Source organism: Paraflavitalea devenefica (assembly GCF_011759375.1).
GTDB lineage: Bacteria > Bacteroidota > Bacteroidia > Chitinophagales > Chitinophagaceae > Paraflavitalea > Paraflavitalea devenefica.
In genome coordinates, this window is the sequence record NZ_JAARML010000002.1 from 1 (window position 1) to 15,076 (window position 15,076).

Sequence of the window (15,076 nt, forward strand, 5' to 3'; positions counted from 1 at the left end):
AAAATGCCCGGCCGCAGGCCGGGCATTTTGCTTTAACAGATGTCAATAATCTATCCTACTTTTACAGCTTAATTGATAGGTAATGGATAATGCAAATCAGCAACCGAACCAGCTTAACATTGAGATCAGTGAAGAAGTAGCAGAAGGTGTGTACGCCAACCTGGCCATCATCACCCATTCCCATGCCGAATTTGTGATTGATTTTGTGAATGTAATGCCTGGCACACCCAAGAGTAAGGTCAAATCGCGGATTATCCTTACACCCCAGCATGCCAAGCGTTTTATGAAAGCGCTTACTGAGAATGTAACCCGCTTCGAATCGCTGAACGGTAAAATACAGGACCTGGAAGAAGTCCAGATCCCGATGAACTTCGGCGGCCCCACCGCACAGGCGTAATACTGCATGGATGCCCTTCACAAAACGCCTTCGTCTGCAAAGCTGAAATATCCTTCTTCGCTTACGATGATATGGTCCAGGATGGCGATATCAAAAAGCTTAGCTGCGTCTTTGATCTTCCGGGTCAGGAGTTGGTCGGCGGCGCTGGGCATCAGGCTGCCTGAGGGATGATTATGGCATAAGATCAGGTTTACCGCCTCTTCTTCCAGCGCTTTCCGGATAATCAGCCGTGGATCAACAATAGTACTGGTAAGGCCTCCTTCGCTCATAATGTGGAAGCGTTTGATCCGGTTCGACTGGCTCAGGTACAATACCGCAAAGACCTCCGCAGGACGGTCCCTGAGCAGCGTACGCAGGTAATTGGCTACATCCCGGCTATTGCTGACCACCGACCGGTCAAACGTCTCCAGGGCATGGCGCCGGCGGCCCAGTTCAAATGCGGCAGCAATGGTGACTGCCTTGGTAAGGCCAACACCCCGTACTGACATTAACTCCTTGACTGTCACCTTAAAAAGATCGTTCAGGTTATCGTTGTTAAACTTCAGGATATCCTGGGCCAGGTCTACAGCCGATTTGCCCTTACTACCCAGGCGCAGCAGAATGGCCAGCAATTCAGAGTTGCTTAGCTGACTAGGACTTTTACTAAGTAGTTTCTCCCTGGGCCGGTCGTCTTCGGCCCATTCGTGGATGGGGTAATTCTTCGCTTGCATGGATAAAAAGTATCTGTTAATTTTCGCCTTGTAATAGTAACCACAGGGCGTAATAAGCTTACCGTTTTGTCGTTATTGTTAAAGAAGATCCAATCCTTTTTTAGAAACCTTGTAATCCAGAATCCCCATGAAACGGAAAACTACCTTTTTAGCAATCGGCGGCTATCAGCCCTTTTTATTCTGCGCCGGCATGTATTTCGTAGCCCTTTTCTTCTCGATTTTCATTTGCTCGGCCATTTTCCATGTAGTCAATCCCAAAAGCTCTATCGTGCGTAAGAGCGATGCGCCTGTTCAGAAAACTGCTACCGGCAATGCTGGTAAACAGGTTCTGCTCACAGTGACCAAATAACCCTTAATAGCATATTTAACAGACCTGTGGCCGGTAATACCGCCCTGGTCAAAACTGTATCCTGATGCGGCTGACGGGCTTTTGTCCGGCTGTGTCAGGATATATTTTATTTATACCCTCACCGGGGAAAAATATTTCCTGCCCCTCATCTTAATTCCCTTTCCTTCGGTTTATCTTCGCCGCACATTTACGTGTATGCAAACGTCTGTCAAGGTCTTCTCCGGTACCGGGTCGCAATACCTGGCTGAAAAAATCGCCCGAAAATACGGGATTACATTAGGAAAAATTACTATTTCAAGATTTAGTGATGGGGAAATACAGCCTGTATTCCAGGAAAGTATCCGTGGCGACATGGTTTTCCTGATCCAGAGCACCTTCGCGCCTGCTGAGAACCTCCTGGAACTGTTACTGATGATTGATGCCGCCCGCCGCGCTTCTGCTTATAAAGTGGTGGCTGTCATTCCTTACTACGGCTATGCCCGCCAGGACCGGAAAGACAAACCCCGGGTGGCCATTGGTTCCAAAATGATCGCTAACATGCTGGTGGCTGCAGGCGCTGACCGGGTGATTACCATGGATTTACATGCCCCCCAGATCCAGGGATACTTTGATATCCCGGTAGATCACCTGGATAGCTCGGCTATATTTATTCCTTATATTCAGCAACTTCAACTGGAAAACCTTACCTTTGCGGCCCCCGACGTGGGAAGCGCCAACAGGATACGGGAAATCGCCAGTTATTTCAATGCTGAAATGGTGATCTGCGATAAGCACCGTAAACGGGCCAATGAGATCGCAAGCATGGTGGTGATCGGGGATGTTACCAACAGGGATGTAGTGCTGATAGATGATATCTGTGATACCGGTGGCACCCTGGCCAAAGCGGCCGGATTATTGAAGGATAAAGGCGCCCGCAGTGTGAGAGCATTATGTACGCATCCGGTATTAAGTGGCAATGCCTACTCTAATATAGAGAACAGCGTACTGGAGGAATTGGTAGTTTGTGATACCATCCCGTTGAAACAAAAGATCTCAAAGATCAAGGTGCTGAGTGTAGCAGAGCTGTTTGCGGTTGCCATCCGTAACGCTTACGAGAACAGGAGTATCACTGGCCTGTTCATACATAGCCAGAGAAGGAACCAATAATGGCTGTGATTTAAACCGGAAAAATTAAACAATCATAAACAATGAAATCAATTACAATCGAAGGCCAACTGAGGACCGGAACCGGGAAGAAAGCCGCCCGCCAACTCCGCTCTCAGGGTCTGGTACCCGGTGTAATTTACGGCGGTTCACAGGAGATCAATTTTACTGCTCCTGTGCTGGCTTTCAAATCGCTCGTTTATACGCCTGAATTTTTATTAGCCGACATCAAGGTGGACGGTAAGTCTTACAGTTGCATCCTGAAGGACCTGCAATTTGATACTGTTACCGATGCACTGGCCCACGTTGACTTCCTCCAACTGGTAGAAGACAGACCTGTGGTGGCTACTATTCCCCTGAAATTTACCGGTACTTCTGCCGGTGTAAAAGCAGGTGGTAAATTGATTACCAAGATCAAGTCCCTGAAAATAAAAACACTGCCAAAGTTCCTGAAAGAGAACATTGAAGTGGATATTACACCGCTGGAACTGAATGGCAACATCCGCGTAGAAGATGTTACTGTAGAGGGATATGAGATACTCAACTCCCCCCGTATTCCTATTGCTTCTGTGGTAATGACCCGTCAGTTGAAACAGGAAGAAGCTGCGGCACCTGCCACTGCTGCCAAGCCTGCCGCTGCTGCTGCTGCGAAACCCGCTGCCGCCGCTGCTGCAAAACCGGCTGCAAAAAAATAATAATGGAATTTTTATCTATATTAGCAAAGCCCGGTATCCCTTCCGGGCTTTTTTTATCTTTCCGGTATTATATGAATACTACTTTACGAGTATAGTCCGTACGGCTTATTTTAACTACTTTTTCCATGTCAAAATTTCTGGTCATTGGTTTGGGCAACATTGGAGCAGACTACGCCGGTACCCGTCATAACATCGGATTCGATGTAGCTGATGCCCTTGCCAGAAAACATGGCACCTTTTTCAGGGTGGACAGGCTGGCAGAAGTAGGAGAAATGAAGTGGAAGGGAAAGCAGTTGATAATTGTCAAGCCAACCACCTATATGAACCTTAGCGGAAAAGCGGTTAAATATTGGATGGATAAGGAAAAGATTCAGTTAGACAATCTATTGGTAATTGTGGATGAACTGGCCCTGCCTTTGTCTAAAGTTCGCTTACGTGCTTCGGGTAGTGATGCTGGTCATAATGGTTTGAAAAGTATCCAGGAAACGCTGTTGACAGACAAATACCCACGTTTACGTTTCGGAATTGGGAATAATTTTCCCAAAGGGCGACAAGTGGATTATGTATTGGGACGATGGGATGACACGGAACTGCCATTAGTGAAAAAAAAGATTGAAAAATGTGTTGAATTCATTGAAAGCTTTGTCGCTATTGGCATAGAAAGGACTATGAATGAAGCGAATAAATTGGAGTTTACACTATGATTTGTTAATTTCAATCTTTATTTTCGCCAATAATACCCACCGGGTATTATATTTTTAATATCTGATATTCCTGTGCACCTGTACCTCCTGCCTTTCCAGGCTATGAAACTTGAAAACAATTATCTCAGTTAAACCCTTTGTTGAGTATGAAAATTTTCTGTGTTGGCCGTAACTATGTGGCTCACGCAAAAGAATTGGGTAATGAGGTTCCGGACGAACCTATCATTTTTATGAAACCCAAGAGTGCTTTATTGCAGGCACACACGCCATTTTATTATCCGGAGTTTACTAACGAATTGCATTACGAATGTGAATTGGTACTGCGTATATCCAAAAATGGGAAATACATTCAGGATCGCTTTGCCAGCAAATATTACGATGCAGTAACCGTAGGTATTGACTTTACCGCCCGTGATATACAAGAGGAACTCAAAGAAAAAGGGCTGCCCTGGGAAAAAGCCAAAGCCTGGGATAATTCTGCTGTTATCGGTAAATGGATCCCCCTGCAGAACATTAAGAACAAAAAGGATATCAATTTCTGTTTATACAAAAACAAGGAATTGGTACAGCAGGGCAATTCCAACCTGATGATCAATAACTTCGATAAAGTAGTAGCCTATATTTCCAACTATTTCTCTGTCAACATCGGCGATCTTGTATTTACCGGAACACCGGCTGGTGTAGGCGAGTGCGTGGTAGGGGATGAACTGGAAGGGTTTATTGAAGACGATAGCTTGCTGAGCGTAGAAGTTAAGTAATTATACTGATCATATTCAGGAAGCCGCTCCACTCGTGGAGCGGTTTTTTATTGCCCAATAATCCTCACCGTTGGGGATGGACTATTTACTACATTTGCGCCCATATTTGTTGCTTGCTATGATCCATCCTGATATCTTGCTAAAGGCTTATCGCTTAATGTGTACCGCCGGAACAATGGCCCAAACCTATGAGGCTAACCGGCCGGTTTGCAAATATGTACATTCTACTTCCCGCGGTCATGAGGCCATTCAACTGGCCACTGCCTTCCAGCTTCTGCCCTGTGACTATATAAGTCCCTACTACCGGGATGAAAGCATCTTACTCGGACTGGGTTTTTCGCCTTACCAGCTAATGCTTCAATTACTGGCCAAAGCCGGCGACCCCTTCACAGGTGGCAGGGAGTATTATTCGCACCCCAATTACCGCGGGGCCGATAAGCCCGGCATCATTCACCAAAGCAGTGCTACCGGCATGCAGGTCATTCCCACCACCGGTATTGCACAGGGTATCCAGTACCTGGAAACGATCGCGTCGGCAAAGCTGAAAAAAGGGCCTAATGGAGAATTGCCGGTGGTGATATGTTCCCTGGGCGACGCCAGTATGACAGAAGGAGAGGTGAGCGAAGCTTTCCAGTTTGCAGTGTTGAAGAAACTGCCTGTTATATACCTTGTACAGGATAACAACTGGGGTATTAGTGTGAGCGCCGAAGAGGCCCGGGTGATGGATGCCTATGACTATGCGGCCGGTTTTCCGGGCATGGAACGGGTACGTATCAATGGAAGCAATTTTGAAGAGAGTTATGACAATATGCGCCGGGTAGTGCAATATGTGCGGCAACGCCGTATGCCTTACCTGGTACAGGCAAAAGTGCCGCTCCTTGGGCATCATACCAGCGGGGTACGCAAGGAATTCTACCGTTCTGCCGCCGACTGGGAAAAACACCTGGCTGATGATCCCCGTCCCAGGCTACGGCAGCAACTTATACAAAAAGGGATCCCGGAAGCTGAACTGCTTCAAATTGAGCAGGAAGCTGCTGCTTTGGTAGCGGAACAGTTTGAGCAGGCTGTACAGGCGCCGGAGCCTGACCCGGCCACTGCAGGCGATTTTGTTTTTGTGCCTACGCCGGTGACCGAAGAGAAAGGCCGGCGGGAGGGTACTCCGCTTCAGGGAACGTCGCCTGCTGTGAATGGCGGTAAGATCGTAATGGTGGATGCGGCATTATTTGCCATCCGGGAAATCATGGAAGAATATCCGGAAGCGATCCTCTATGGCCAGGATGTAGGCAGGCGCCTGGGAGGCGTGTTCCGCGAGGCGGCTACCCTGGCCGAGCAATTTGGTGACCACCGGGTATTCAATACAGCCATCCAGGAAGCCTACATCATAGGATCTACTGTTGGTATGAGTGCTGTTGGTGTCAAGCCCATTGTGGAAGTACAGTTTGCCGATTACATCTATCCGGGCTTTAACCAGCTTGTTACAGAGATCTCTAAATCATGTTACCTCAGTTGTGGCAAGTACCCGGTCCAAACCTTGATCCGGGTGCCTATTGGCGCTTATGGAGGCGGGGGGCCTTACCACAGTGGCAGTGTGGAAACTACCTTATTGTCCATAAAAGGCCTCAAAATAGTCTATCCTTCCAATGCGGCAGATATGAAAGGGCTCATGAAGGCCGCCTTCCTCGATCCTAATCCGGTCGTCATGCTTGAACACAAGGGGCTTTACTGGAGTAAAGTACCGGGTACCGACGAGGCTAAAACCGCTGAACCTTCCCGCGACTATATACTTCCCCTGGGCAAGGGCAATAGGGTGTTGCAGGCAGATGAGCGGGCCATCGGCCGGGGCGAATCCTGTTGTATTATCACCTATGGTATGGGTGTGTACTGGGCCAGGGCTGCTGCAGCAGCTTTTCCGGGACAGGTAGAAATAATTGATTTGCGTACTTTATACCCATTGGATGAAGAACTGGTGTACAGCACAGTGGCCCGCCATGGTAAATGCCTTGTACTAACGGAAGAGCAACAGCAGAACTCTTTTGCAGAAGCGCTTGCCGGCCGTATATCCCGCAACTGCTTCCAGGTGCTTGATGCGCCGGTCGAAATCCTGGGCGCTATAAATATTCCAGCCATACCCATGAATATGTTGCTTGAACAAGCTGCGTTACCTAATCCTGAAAAAGTAAAAACAGCCATAAGCAGGCTGCTGTTGTTTTAGCAAGCGATGCACTACAATACCATGACAATTCCTTTATCCTACCCAATTAGTTGGTTTTTCAAGATAAGTAAATTCGAATTTCATTGCATACATCCCCAGCTTTGGCCGCTTATAATATTTTAACAAACTGGTTATACTAAAAATTGTCTTATTTACGTAGAGTATCGTACTTAACCACCCAGCTAGCGCCATGAAAAACAAATACCTTAAAGGCGCCCACCTTTCCGAACGGAAAGTGAGGGAGCTATTGAAATTATTTTGCGAAGACCTCACCGCAACGCAAATAGCCAACATTTCCGGTATAAGCCGGATCACGGTGAATGCCTATTTTAAGCTCATTCGCACACACATTGCCAGGTTTTGCGAAGAAAAGAACCCGTTACGTTACCACAATGGCAACATCGCATTCCTTCCCATGGAAAATGGTGTGAGCCATGACACAGAAAAGAACGGGCAGGCAGGCAAGAAGTCATTTTACGGCATCTTTAAAAAAGAAGAGCGGATCTACACCGACAAAATGCCCTGCATTGAAACCAGTTGGTTATATGACTGGTTAAAAGGAAGGGTAGAAGCTGATCCCGACCTGTTGGAAAAACATCACCTGCATATTTACAACGGCATTGCAGACTTTAACAATGTGCGGTTATTGCGCCTTCATAATGGCGTAAACGGAACCAAAGGACGATCGCACATTGATGAAATTGACCTGTTCTGGGGAATGCTGAAAGCCCGGCTGGTTAAATTCAGGGGTCTCAATGGAAGCACTTTATACCTTCATGTAAAAGAAACAGAGTTCCGGTACAATTTCCGTGATGCGGACCTGTTTGAGCTATTATTGGATATTTTACACAAACAGCCATTACATTATTCAAAAACCGTTCGCCAGAAAGTGGACGGATAAAATGAACTCCGGGGATTTCTCGGTATATGCCTATCGCAACTCATCCCTGGATCACTACAAAATAGTTGCGGTAATAGAATTTTTCTCATGTGACTCGCGGGTGGTTTCTACCACCCGCTTTTTTTTAGTGCAATCTGTCAGGTTTCTTCATTTTACCGCCTGCTTCCTTCCTTTTATCAGTAGTATCTTCCACTGGTATAGTATAAATTTAAAATACAAGATAATTAAAATGGGTTACAAGTGCTTTAAGTGATTCATATACTTGATCCTATATTCATGATAATAATGTCATGTAAAATTATCTTGGAAAATAGGCCCATTATATTTGTATGCTGCTTCATTGGTAAGTTCAAATAAGCTCTCTGGTAGCTTATAATTACCATTCATCATTCGGGTAGTATAAATACGCCTGATGACTGGATAAGCAGAAGGTCCCTGCTGTCGTTTTCATCTTATCAAGCCCGTTAGTACAGTATGTAATAGCCTTTTAGTTGTTGTATGCAACAGGATAGCTTTGAAACAAACAAAAGCTAACTGTATGAGACGATTTTTATTGATTGCCATATGGCTGTTGCTGTTGGCTGGCGGCGCATGGGCGCAGTCCCGGACAGTAACAGGTAAAGTCACTGATAGAAATGGGGTACCCCTCCCGGGCGTTTCTGTTACTATTAAAAATTCTTCTACAGGAACACAGACCAATGATGCAGGAGAATTCTCCATCACCTTACCCAATAATGCCAGGGTGCTTCTCTTTTCATTTGTAGGATATAATCCGGAAGCGGTCACTATTGGCAGGAATAACACGATCAATGTGAACCTGACCACCGAAGAAAAAAAGCTGGATGAGGTGGTTGTAGTAGCTTATGGTACACAACGGAAAAGGGAAGTTACCGGTTCCGTTGCGGTAGTAGATGAACGGGCTATCAAAAGACAGCAGGTTACTACTGTAGGCCAGGCTTTACAGGGAACAGCCACCGGTGTGCTGGTGGTAAATAATTCAGGTCAGCCGGGTGATAACCCGCAGATCCGTATTCGTGGCATCGCTTCCCTCAACGCCAGTGCAGAACCTTTACTGGTACTGGATGGTGTGCCTTTCGACGGCAACCTCAACATGATCAACCCGAATGATATTGAAAATTTCAGCGTATTGAAAGATGGTACTGCCACATCGCTGTATGGTTCCAGGGCCGCTGCCGGTGTGATCCTCATCAATACCAAGCGGGGCAGGAAAGGCGCTGCGCCCACTATCACTGCCAGCAGCACTTTTGGTGTGGCTTCCCGCGCTCTGCCGGAATACGATTTTGTAAGCTCACAGCAAATGTTTGAACTGGCATGGGAAGCGCAACGGAACCTTAATGTGGATGCCGGCATAGCCAATCCTGAACAAACAGCTACGGATGAGTTAGTGGGAGAGATCAGGTACAACCCCTTTGGTATTGCCAAACCGGTGGGTACCGATGGAAAGCTGGTGCCTGGTACAGCGCTGCTGTGGAATACAGACTGGACCAAAGAGCTTACCCGTACCAATGCGCTCCGTAAGGACGTGAACCTTTCTATTGCCGGCGGTGGCGATCAGTCGAGGTACTTTCTTTCTGCCGGTTATCTTTCGCAGGAAGGATATGTGATCACTTCTAAGTTCAATCGTATCAATGCCCGTTTCAACTATACCAATAATCTCAATGACTGGCTGGAAATAGGGGCCCGCACCTCCATCGTATTCTCCAATCAGAACTATCCCGACCAGGGCGGTACTAATTTTGAAAATACCATTCAATACATACGTACCATGTCATCCATCTACCCGGTGTACAAGCGCGGAGAGAATGGAGAAGAACTACTGGGTCCCGATGGGAAACCAATCTATGACTTTGGCAATCCCGATCCGAACAGGACTGTCAATGTGAACCGTAACAGCCTGCAGCCTTCCAACCTGGTGGCCACTACCCTGGTAAATACAGAGTCCAGGAAACGGTACATGACCAACCTGAATACCTATGCAGATATCAGGCTGGCAAAAGGATTAAAATTCAGGAGCAGCTTTGGTATTGATAAATACTTCTTCGATGTGTTGAGCTACGAAACCCCTGATTTTGGCAATGGCCAGAATGTAGGAGGGCGGGCTGCGCGGCAGAACGATAATACGACTTCCTGGACATGGAATAATATGGTGAACTATAACAAGAGTTTTGGTGATCATACGATTGATGTAATGGCCAGCACCGAGGCCTATAAATATGAGCTGAAAACCCTGAGTGGTCAGAAAGTGGCTTTCCCTTTTTCGGGCCTCACCGAATTTAGCACAGCAGCCACTACTGAAGCGTTAAACAGCCTTACGACTACTGAGACCATCAATAGTTACCTGGGACGTATCAAATACGATCTTAAAGGAAAATACTTTGCAGAAGTAACGGTTCGCTGGGATGGTTCTTCCCGGTTCAGGGAAGGCAACCAGTGGGGCTTCTTCCCGGCAGTAGGCGTTTCCTGGATACTCAGTGAAGAAAAATTCCTGCAAAGTGTCAGCCTGATCAACTTCCTGAAGTTCCGCGCGAGCTATGGGGAAGTCGGCAACAACCGGCTGGCCAGGTATTTTCCTTATCTCAGTACATTCACCGGTGGTTATGACAACCTGAATAACCCGGGTATTTACCTCGATCAGTTGGCGAATGAAGATATACGCTGGGAGAAACAGGGTAACCTCGATATTGGTGTTGATTTCAGCGTATGGAACAACCGGGTGAACGGTAGTATTGACTATTTCCGGAAATCATCTATTGACCTGCTCTTCACAAAACCATTGGTATTCTCCGGTGGTATCCCTTCTATAGACTACAATATTGGAACGGTGATCAATTCCGGTGTTGAATTCATTGTCAATGTTAAAGCCCTCAGCAAAAAGAACTTTGAATGGAACTCCAGCATCAATGCCGCCTTTGTAAAAAATACGATCAAGAAATTACCACAGGAGAAAATACTCGCAGGCGCTTACCAGCTTGAGGTAGGCCGCTCTTTCTTCAACTTCTTTATTCCCGAATGGGCCGGGGTAGACCCTGCTACAGGCGCTCCGCAGTGGTATGCTGATGAACTGGATGGCAATGGCGATCCTACCGGCAAACGCGAGATCGTAAATACCTATGCAGAGGCAAGCCGTTATTATGTTGGCGGTGCTTTACCCAAAGTAACAGGCGGCTGGACAAACACTTTCAACTATAAGAACTTTGACCTGAGCGTACTCCTGAACTTCGCCCTGGGGGGTAAGATCTATGATGGTGAATACGGAAGTTTAATGCACGGGTTTACGGCCAGCTTCGGCGACCAGTTGCATTCCGACATACTGAACCGCTGGCAAAAAGCAGGAGATATTACAGATGTTCCCCGCCTCGACATCAACAATACCGATATCAACCAGCGTTCTACCCGTTACCTGTTTGATGGTGATTACGTACGCCTGCGCAACATCACACTCGGGTTTACTTTCAATCCTGACAAGGAAAAAAAGATCATTAAGAATGCCCGGTTCTATGTACAGGCAGATAACATCGGCACCTGGAGCAAGCTAAAAAAAGGAGCTGATCCGGAGGTGAATGTAGACGGCACTGCCCGTCCGCAATCCTCTGTATTCAAAATCATTTCTGCCGGCCTGGAACTTACTTTCTGATTAACGCTTAAACAAAATGGTCATGAAATCTATATATCAACAACTTTTTTTAATACTAGTGATATTGGGTATCACCGGCATAAGTTGCAAAAAGGACTTTATCACCGACCCCAAGCCTACGGATGCTGTTTCAGAATCTGATGTTTTCAAATCTGCCAGTGGTGTACGCGCTTATTTTTCCGGCATTTACCGCAACATGCGCAGGCAATGGGCTAACCTGGATGCTACGGCCGGTGGAGCAACGGATACCTGGGGGTATAACTCCATCAACCTGGCCCGCATCAATAAGGGAACTGACATGATCAATCCCGGCGGATGGTACCAGTTTGATTATCGCCATGAGAACCGTGAACCGACTTACCGGCGTACCATTTTTACCTGGGGTTTCTTCTATGAGCATATTAACCAGGCGAATACCATTATTGCCGGTGTTGCCAAATCCGGTACACTGCTGGAGGCTGATAAGAAGCTGTTTGAAGCGGAAGCACGGGCTTTACGGGCCTGGCTCTATTTTGAGCTGATACGTGAATTCCAGCATGCTTTTGCCAAAGACCAGAATGCACCCGGTGTGCCACTCTATACTGAGCCAACCAATGTTAACAATACGGGCAAGCCGCGCGGTACTGTAAAGCAGGTTTTTGATCAGATCAATGCGGATATAGAGTTTGCTACACAAAATCTCGGCACCAGCAGGCTGCTCAAAAGTGATGTCAATATCAACGTAGCCTGGGGCATGGCTGCCCGCATTTACCTGGAGCAGGGGCGTTGGGCCGATGCCAAAAACGCGGCGCAACAAGCCCGTGCGGGATATACCCTCGATGCGCCTTCTTACCTCAATGGTTTCAACGACCTGGCCTCCTCAGAGATCATTTGGGGATTTCCACAGGCTACAGATATCGGCGGACAATCCCTGTATTATGGCACGCCCAGCTCCTTTTATGAAAAAACAGGAAATGGATATGATAACCTGTTTGTTAATTCCACACTGGTGAACTCTTTTACCGCTACTGATATCCGCAACACCTTCTTCTTCTACAGCGGCAATCCCAACAGCCAGTTACGGTTTGCTACCAACAAATTTGGCAGTCCTTCAGTAGATGCCGTACAGCTCATTACCGGAGAAGTGGTGGCTTTACGGGAAACACATTTTAACGAGGCCCTTCCCATGATGCGGGTAGCTGAAATGTATCTCATTGAAGCGGAGTCAAAAGCAGAATTGGGTGAAGCAGATGCGGGGACTATTTTACTTACCGTTCAACAGGACCGCGATCCTGCGGCAGTGGCTTCGGGCAATACCGGTGCAGCATTGATCAGTGAAATACTGCTGGAAAGAAGAAAAGAGTTTTATGGTGAACTGGGGCTTGATTACCTCGATGCCAAACGCCGGCAATTGCCACTGATCAGGACCGGAAACCATCCGGCTGCTTACCGGTTCAATATTCCGGCCAACGATAACCGGTTCATTATGAAAATACCGCAAAAAGAATTTGATTCCAATAGTGCGTTAAATCCCCAAACTGACCAGAATGGGTAAAGGGGTGTCGGAGAAGAACAGACCTGACAGGTTTAAAATCTGTCAGGTCTCTTAGAATATGTTAGAATTACGCATTTTGATAAATGACAATTCCATGGCGTAAATATTCGTATTTATTCAGCTTTTCCACATTGGTTAGCAAAATATTTACGAATTCTCTACCTGTTTACACGGATGGATTGCCTATATTTGCTACGTTCTTTTTTATGTGTTGCTTATCAAGAAAGGCTGAGGGAAAACGGGCCCGATGACGCCTTGGCAACCCTTCTTTCGTTTCATGCTGTATAGACATTGTGCATGATCCTTAAGGATGAAGGTGCCAAATCCTGCTCTGCCAAAAGCAGAGGTAGATAAGTCTGTGTACAGCTTTGAAAAACATTACCATTGGTAATTGTATAATATTTCAGGCTCACCTGGCTTATCAGCAGGTGAGCTTTTTTTATGCCATCACCTGTATTATTTAGTAACCATTAAAAGACGCCTGATCGCTTGTATTCTTTGAATATGCTTCCTGAATACCGGCGCCAGGAATTCCAGGAGGGTTTTGTTTCTTCTTATATGTCAATGTCCGCTTTGTCCTTATCCCGGTCATGCCGGGATGGGACACGGGCAAGCCGGGAAGAACTGATCATTGACAGTAATCTTTGTTTCAAATAGTAGATTTTCTCATGTGACCTTTTGGTTAACCAGGGATTGTTTTTACTTTCCCTGCTTTTTTTTATTCCGGAACACTTTTCTATTCACCCCTATAAAACCCCCTGGACCTATGCAAGAACAATGCAAACTCTTGTACGAAAAGATGTTGGCAGAAATGGAGTCCTGCAGGCTACAGAATCCTTCTGAAAAAGAACAAATCGAATGCGCCTTCCGCACATGCGAAATGAGCTGGAAGAAATTGCAATCCTTCCTACACACCTACACTTTCCTCAGCGAATCCGAAGAAGCCTGGTTCTTTAAAACGGTCAAACCGAAATTTACCGGCCTCATTGAATACTATGCCCTCGTTTATAAAGCTACCCTCTTCCTCCCCGATGAAGATGAACAGGATATTTACAAGTTTTGGCAAAATGAACTGCTCCTGGCCAGGAGGTTCTTCTCCGAGCATGAATCTTTTTACCAGTACTATAAAGCCGGGATGACGGAGATGGACACCATTTATTTTGTGCGCGCCAATGGCGATCCCACCCTGCTGCCCACTTCAAAAGCGTATGATATTGCTCCCGAAGCCACTACTTCCCACGATCACCTGGTAGCCTCTATTATAGCCCGGGAGCGGTACATGGAATACGTAAACCGGCAACTACAACGTACTCATACTTAATGTCGTCACTTTAATTTACTGCCCGGATAGGGGTAAACTTGCTGCCGGTTGTCATATAATAAAGCGCAATTGACAGAAGCTGTTATATTTGGAGGTAGATATCAAACCGTTCGAATGGCAGTTAACGATGCGGGCAGCATTCAGTTACGTACTGAAGGCAGCACTACCCTTTTTGAAGATGTTTTTAAATCACATTTTAAAAACCTGCATGCCTATGCCTGTACAATTGTAAAAGACGATGTAATGGCAGAAGAGATGGTGCAGAATGTTTTCTATAAAATATGGGAACGTAAAGCACACCTCACGATTCAAACCTCCCTCACAGCTTACCTCTACCGCGCAGTATATCATGAGAGCCTGAACTATATTAAACACCTGAAGGTAAAAACCGCCTATCAATCCTATGCTACAGCGCGCATGAATGAACAATCCGATAATGCAGAAAAGAAAGTATTGCTTGGTGAACTGGAAGAACGCCTGCGTACAGCCCTGCAGGAACTGCCCGAACAGTGCCGCACCATCTTCCAGATGAGCCGGTTTGAAGAACTGAAATACCAGGAAATTGCCGACCGCCTGGGGCTATCCATTAAAACAGTCGAAAACCAGATGGGCAAAGCCCTCAGGCTGATGCGCCTGAAGCTGATAGACTTTTTACCTTTTGTGATCCTATCCTTATTAAACCTGTAAACCAGAAAAG

At 46.5% G+C, this 15,076-nt stretch carries 13 protein-coding genes and 1 riboswitch; of the genes, 12 read left to right on the forward strand and 1 reads right to left on the reverse strand.

Annotation, left to right across the window (positions count from 1 at the left end):
* Nucleotides 1–82 precede the first annotated feature (82 nt).
* Nucleotides 83–397 (forward strand): DUF3467 domain-containing protein, encoded by a 315-nt coding sequence (locus HB364_RS09705; protein WP_167287794.1) that lies wholly within the window; start codon nt 83–85, stop codon nt 395–397.
* Nucleotides 398–414: 17 nt separating this feature from the next.
* Here the strand turns inward: HB364_RS09705 and radC are convergent, their stop codons facing one another.
* On the reverse strand, nt 415–1,107 hold the full coding sequence (gene radC, locus HB364_RS09710; RefSeq protein ID WP_167287795.1) for a RadC family protein: 693 nt from the start codon (nt 1,105–1,107) through the stop codon (nt 415–417).
* A gap of 127 nt (nt 1,108–1,234) precedes the next feature.
* Between radC and HB364_RS09715 the strand changes: the two genes are divergently transcribed.
* The 11 genes from HB364_RS09715 (at nt 1,235) to HB364_RS09765 (ending at nt 15,066) form a co-directional block, all read left to right on the forward strand.
* Nucleotides 1,235–1,456 carry a hypothetical protein gene (locus HB364_RS09715; protein ID WP_167287796.1) on the forward strand — a complete coding sequence of 74 codons (222 nt, stop codon included), beginning with the start codon at nt 1,235–1,237 and terminating at the stop codon, nt 1,454–1,456.
* A 195-nt stretch (nt 1,457–1,651) separates the two neighbouring features.
* Entirely contained in the window at nt 1,652–2,602 is a 951-nt protein-coding gene (locus HB364_RS09720) for a ribose-phosphate pyrophosphokinase (protein ID WP_167287797.1), read from the forward strand.
* A 41-nt stretch (nt 2,603–2,643) separates the two neighbouring features.
* A complete protein-coding gene (locus HB364_RS09725) occupies nt 2,644–3,294 on the forward strand; it encodes a 50S ribosomal protein L25 (protein WP_167287798.1) in 651 nt (216 codons plus the stop codon).
* Between the two features lie 125 nt (nt 3,295–3,419).
* On the forward strand, nt 3,420–3,998 hold the full coding sequence (pth, locus tag HB364_RS09730) for an aminoacyl-tRNA hydrolase (protein WP_167287799.1): 579 nt from the start codon (nt 3,420–3,422) through the stop codon (nt 3,996–3,998).
* 146 nt (nt 3,999–4,144) lie between these two features.
* A complete protein-coding gene (locus tag HB364_RS09735; protein ID WP_167287800.1) occupies nt 4,145–4,756 on the forward strand; it encodes a fumarylacetoacetate hydrolase family protein in 612 nt (203 codons plus the stop codon).
* Between the two features lie 175 nt (nt 4,757–4,931).
* A complete protein-coding gene (locus HB364_RS09740) occupies nt 4,932–6,968 on the forward strand; it encodes an alpha-ketoacid dehydrogenase subunit alpha/beta (RefSeq protein ID WP_246228458.1) in 2,037 nt (678 codons plus the stop codon).
* Nucleotides 6,969–7,158: 190 nt separating this feature from the next.
* A complete protein-coding gene (locus HB364_RS09745; protein ID WP_167287802.1) occupies nt 7,159–7,869 on the forward strand; it encodes a hypothetical protein in 711 nt (236 codons plus the stop codon).
* 538 nt (nt 7,870–8,407) lie between these two features.
* Nucleotides 8,408–11,524: a SusC/RagA family TonB-linked outer membrane protein gene (locus tag HB364_RS09750; protein WP_167287803.1), complete on the forward strand. Its 3,117-nt coding sequence runs from the start codon at nt 8,408–8,410 to the stop codon at nt 11,522–11,524.
* 22 nt (nt 11,525–11,546) lie between these two features.
* Nucleotides 11,547–13,058, forward strand: coding sequence for a RagB/SusD family nutrient uptake outer membrane protein (locus tag HB364_RS09755; protein ID WP_167287804.1), 1,512 nt, complete (start codon nt 11,547–11,549; stop codon nt 13,056–13,058).
* A 212-nt stretch (nt 13,059–13,270) separates the two neighbouring features.
* Nucleotides 13,271–13,415, forward strand: a riboswitch (SAM riboswitch).
* A 409-nt stretch (nt 13,416–13,824) separates the two neighbouring features.
* Nucleotides 13,825–14,379: an RteC domain-containing protein gene (locus tag HB364_RS09760; protein ID WP_167287805.1), complete on the forward strand. Its 555-nt coding sequence runs from the start codon at nt 13,825–13,827 to the stop codon at nt 14,377–14,379.
* A 114-nt stretch (nt 14,380–14,493) separates the two neighbouring features.
* Entirely contained in the window at nt 14,494–15,066 is a 573-nt protein-coding gene (locus HB364_RS09765) for an RNA polymerase sigma-70 factor (RefSeq protein WP_167287806.1), read from the forward strand.
* The last annotated feature ends 10 nt before the right edge of the window (nt 15,067–15,076 follow it).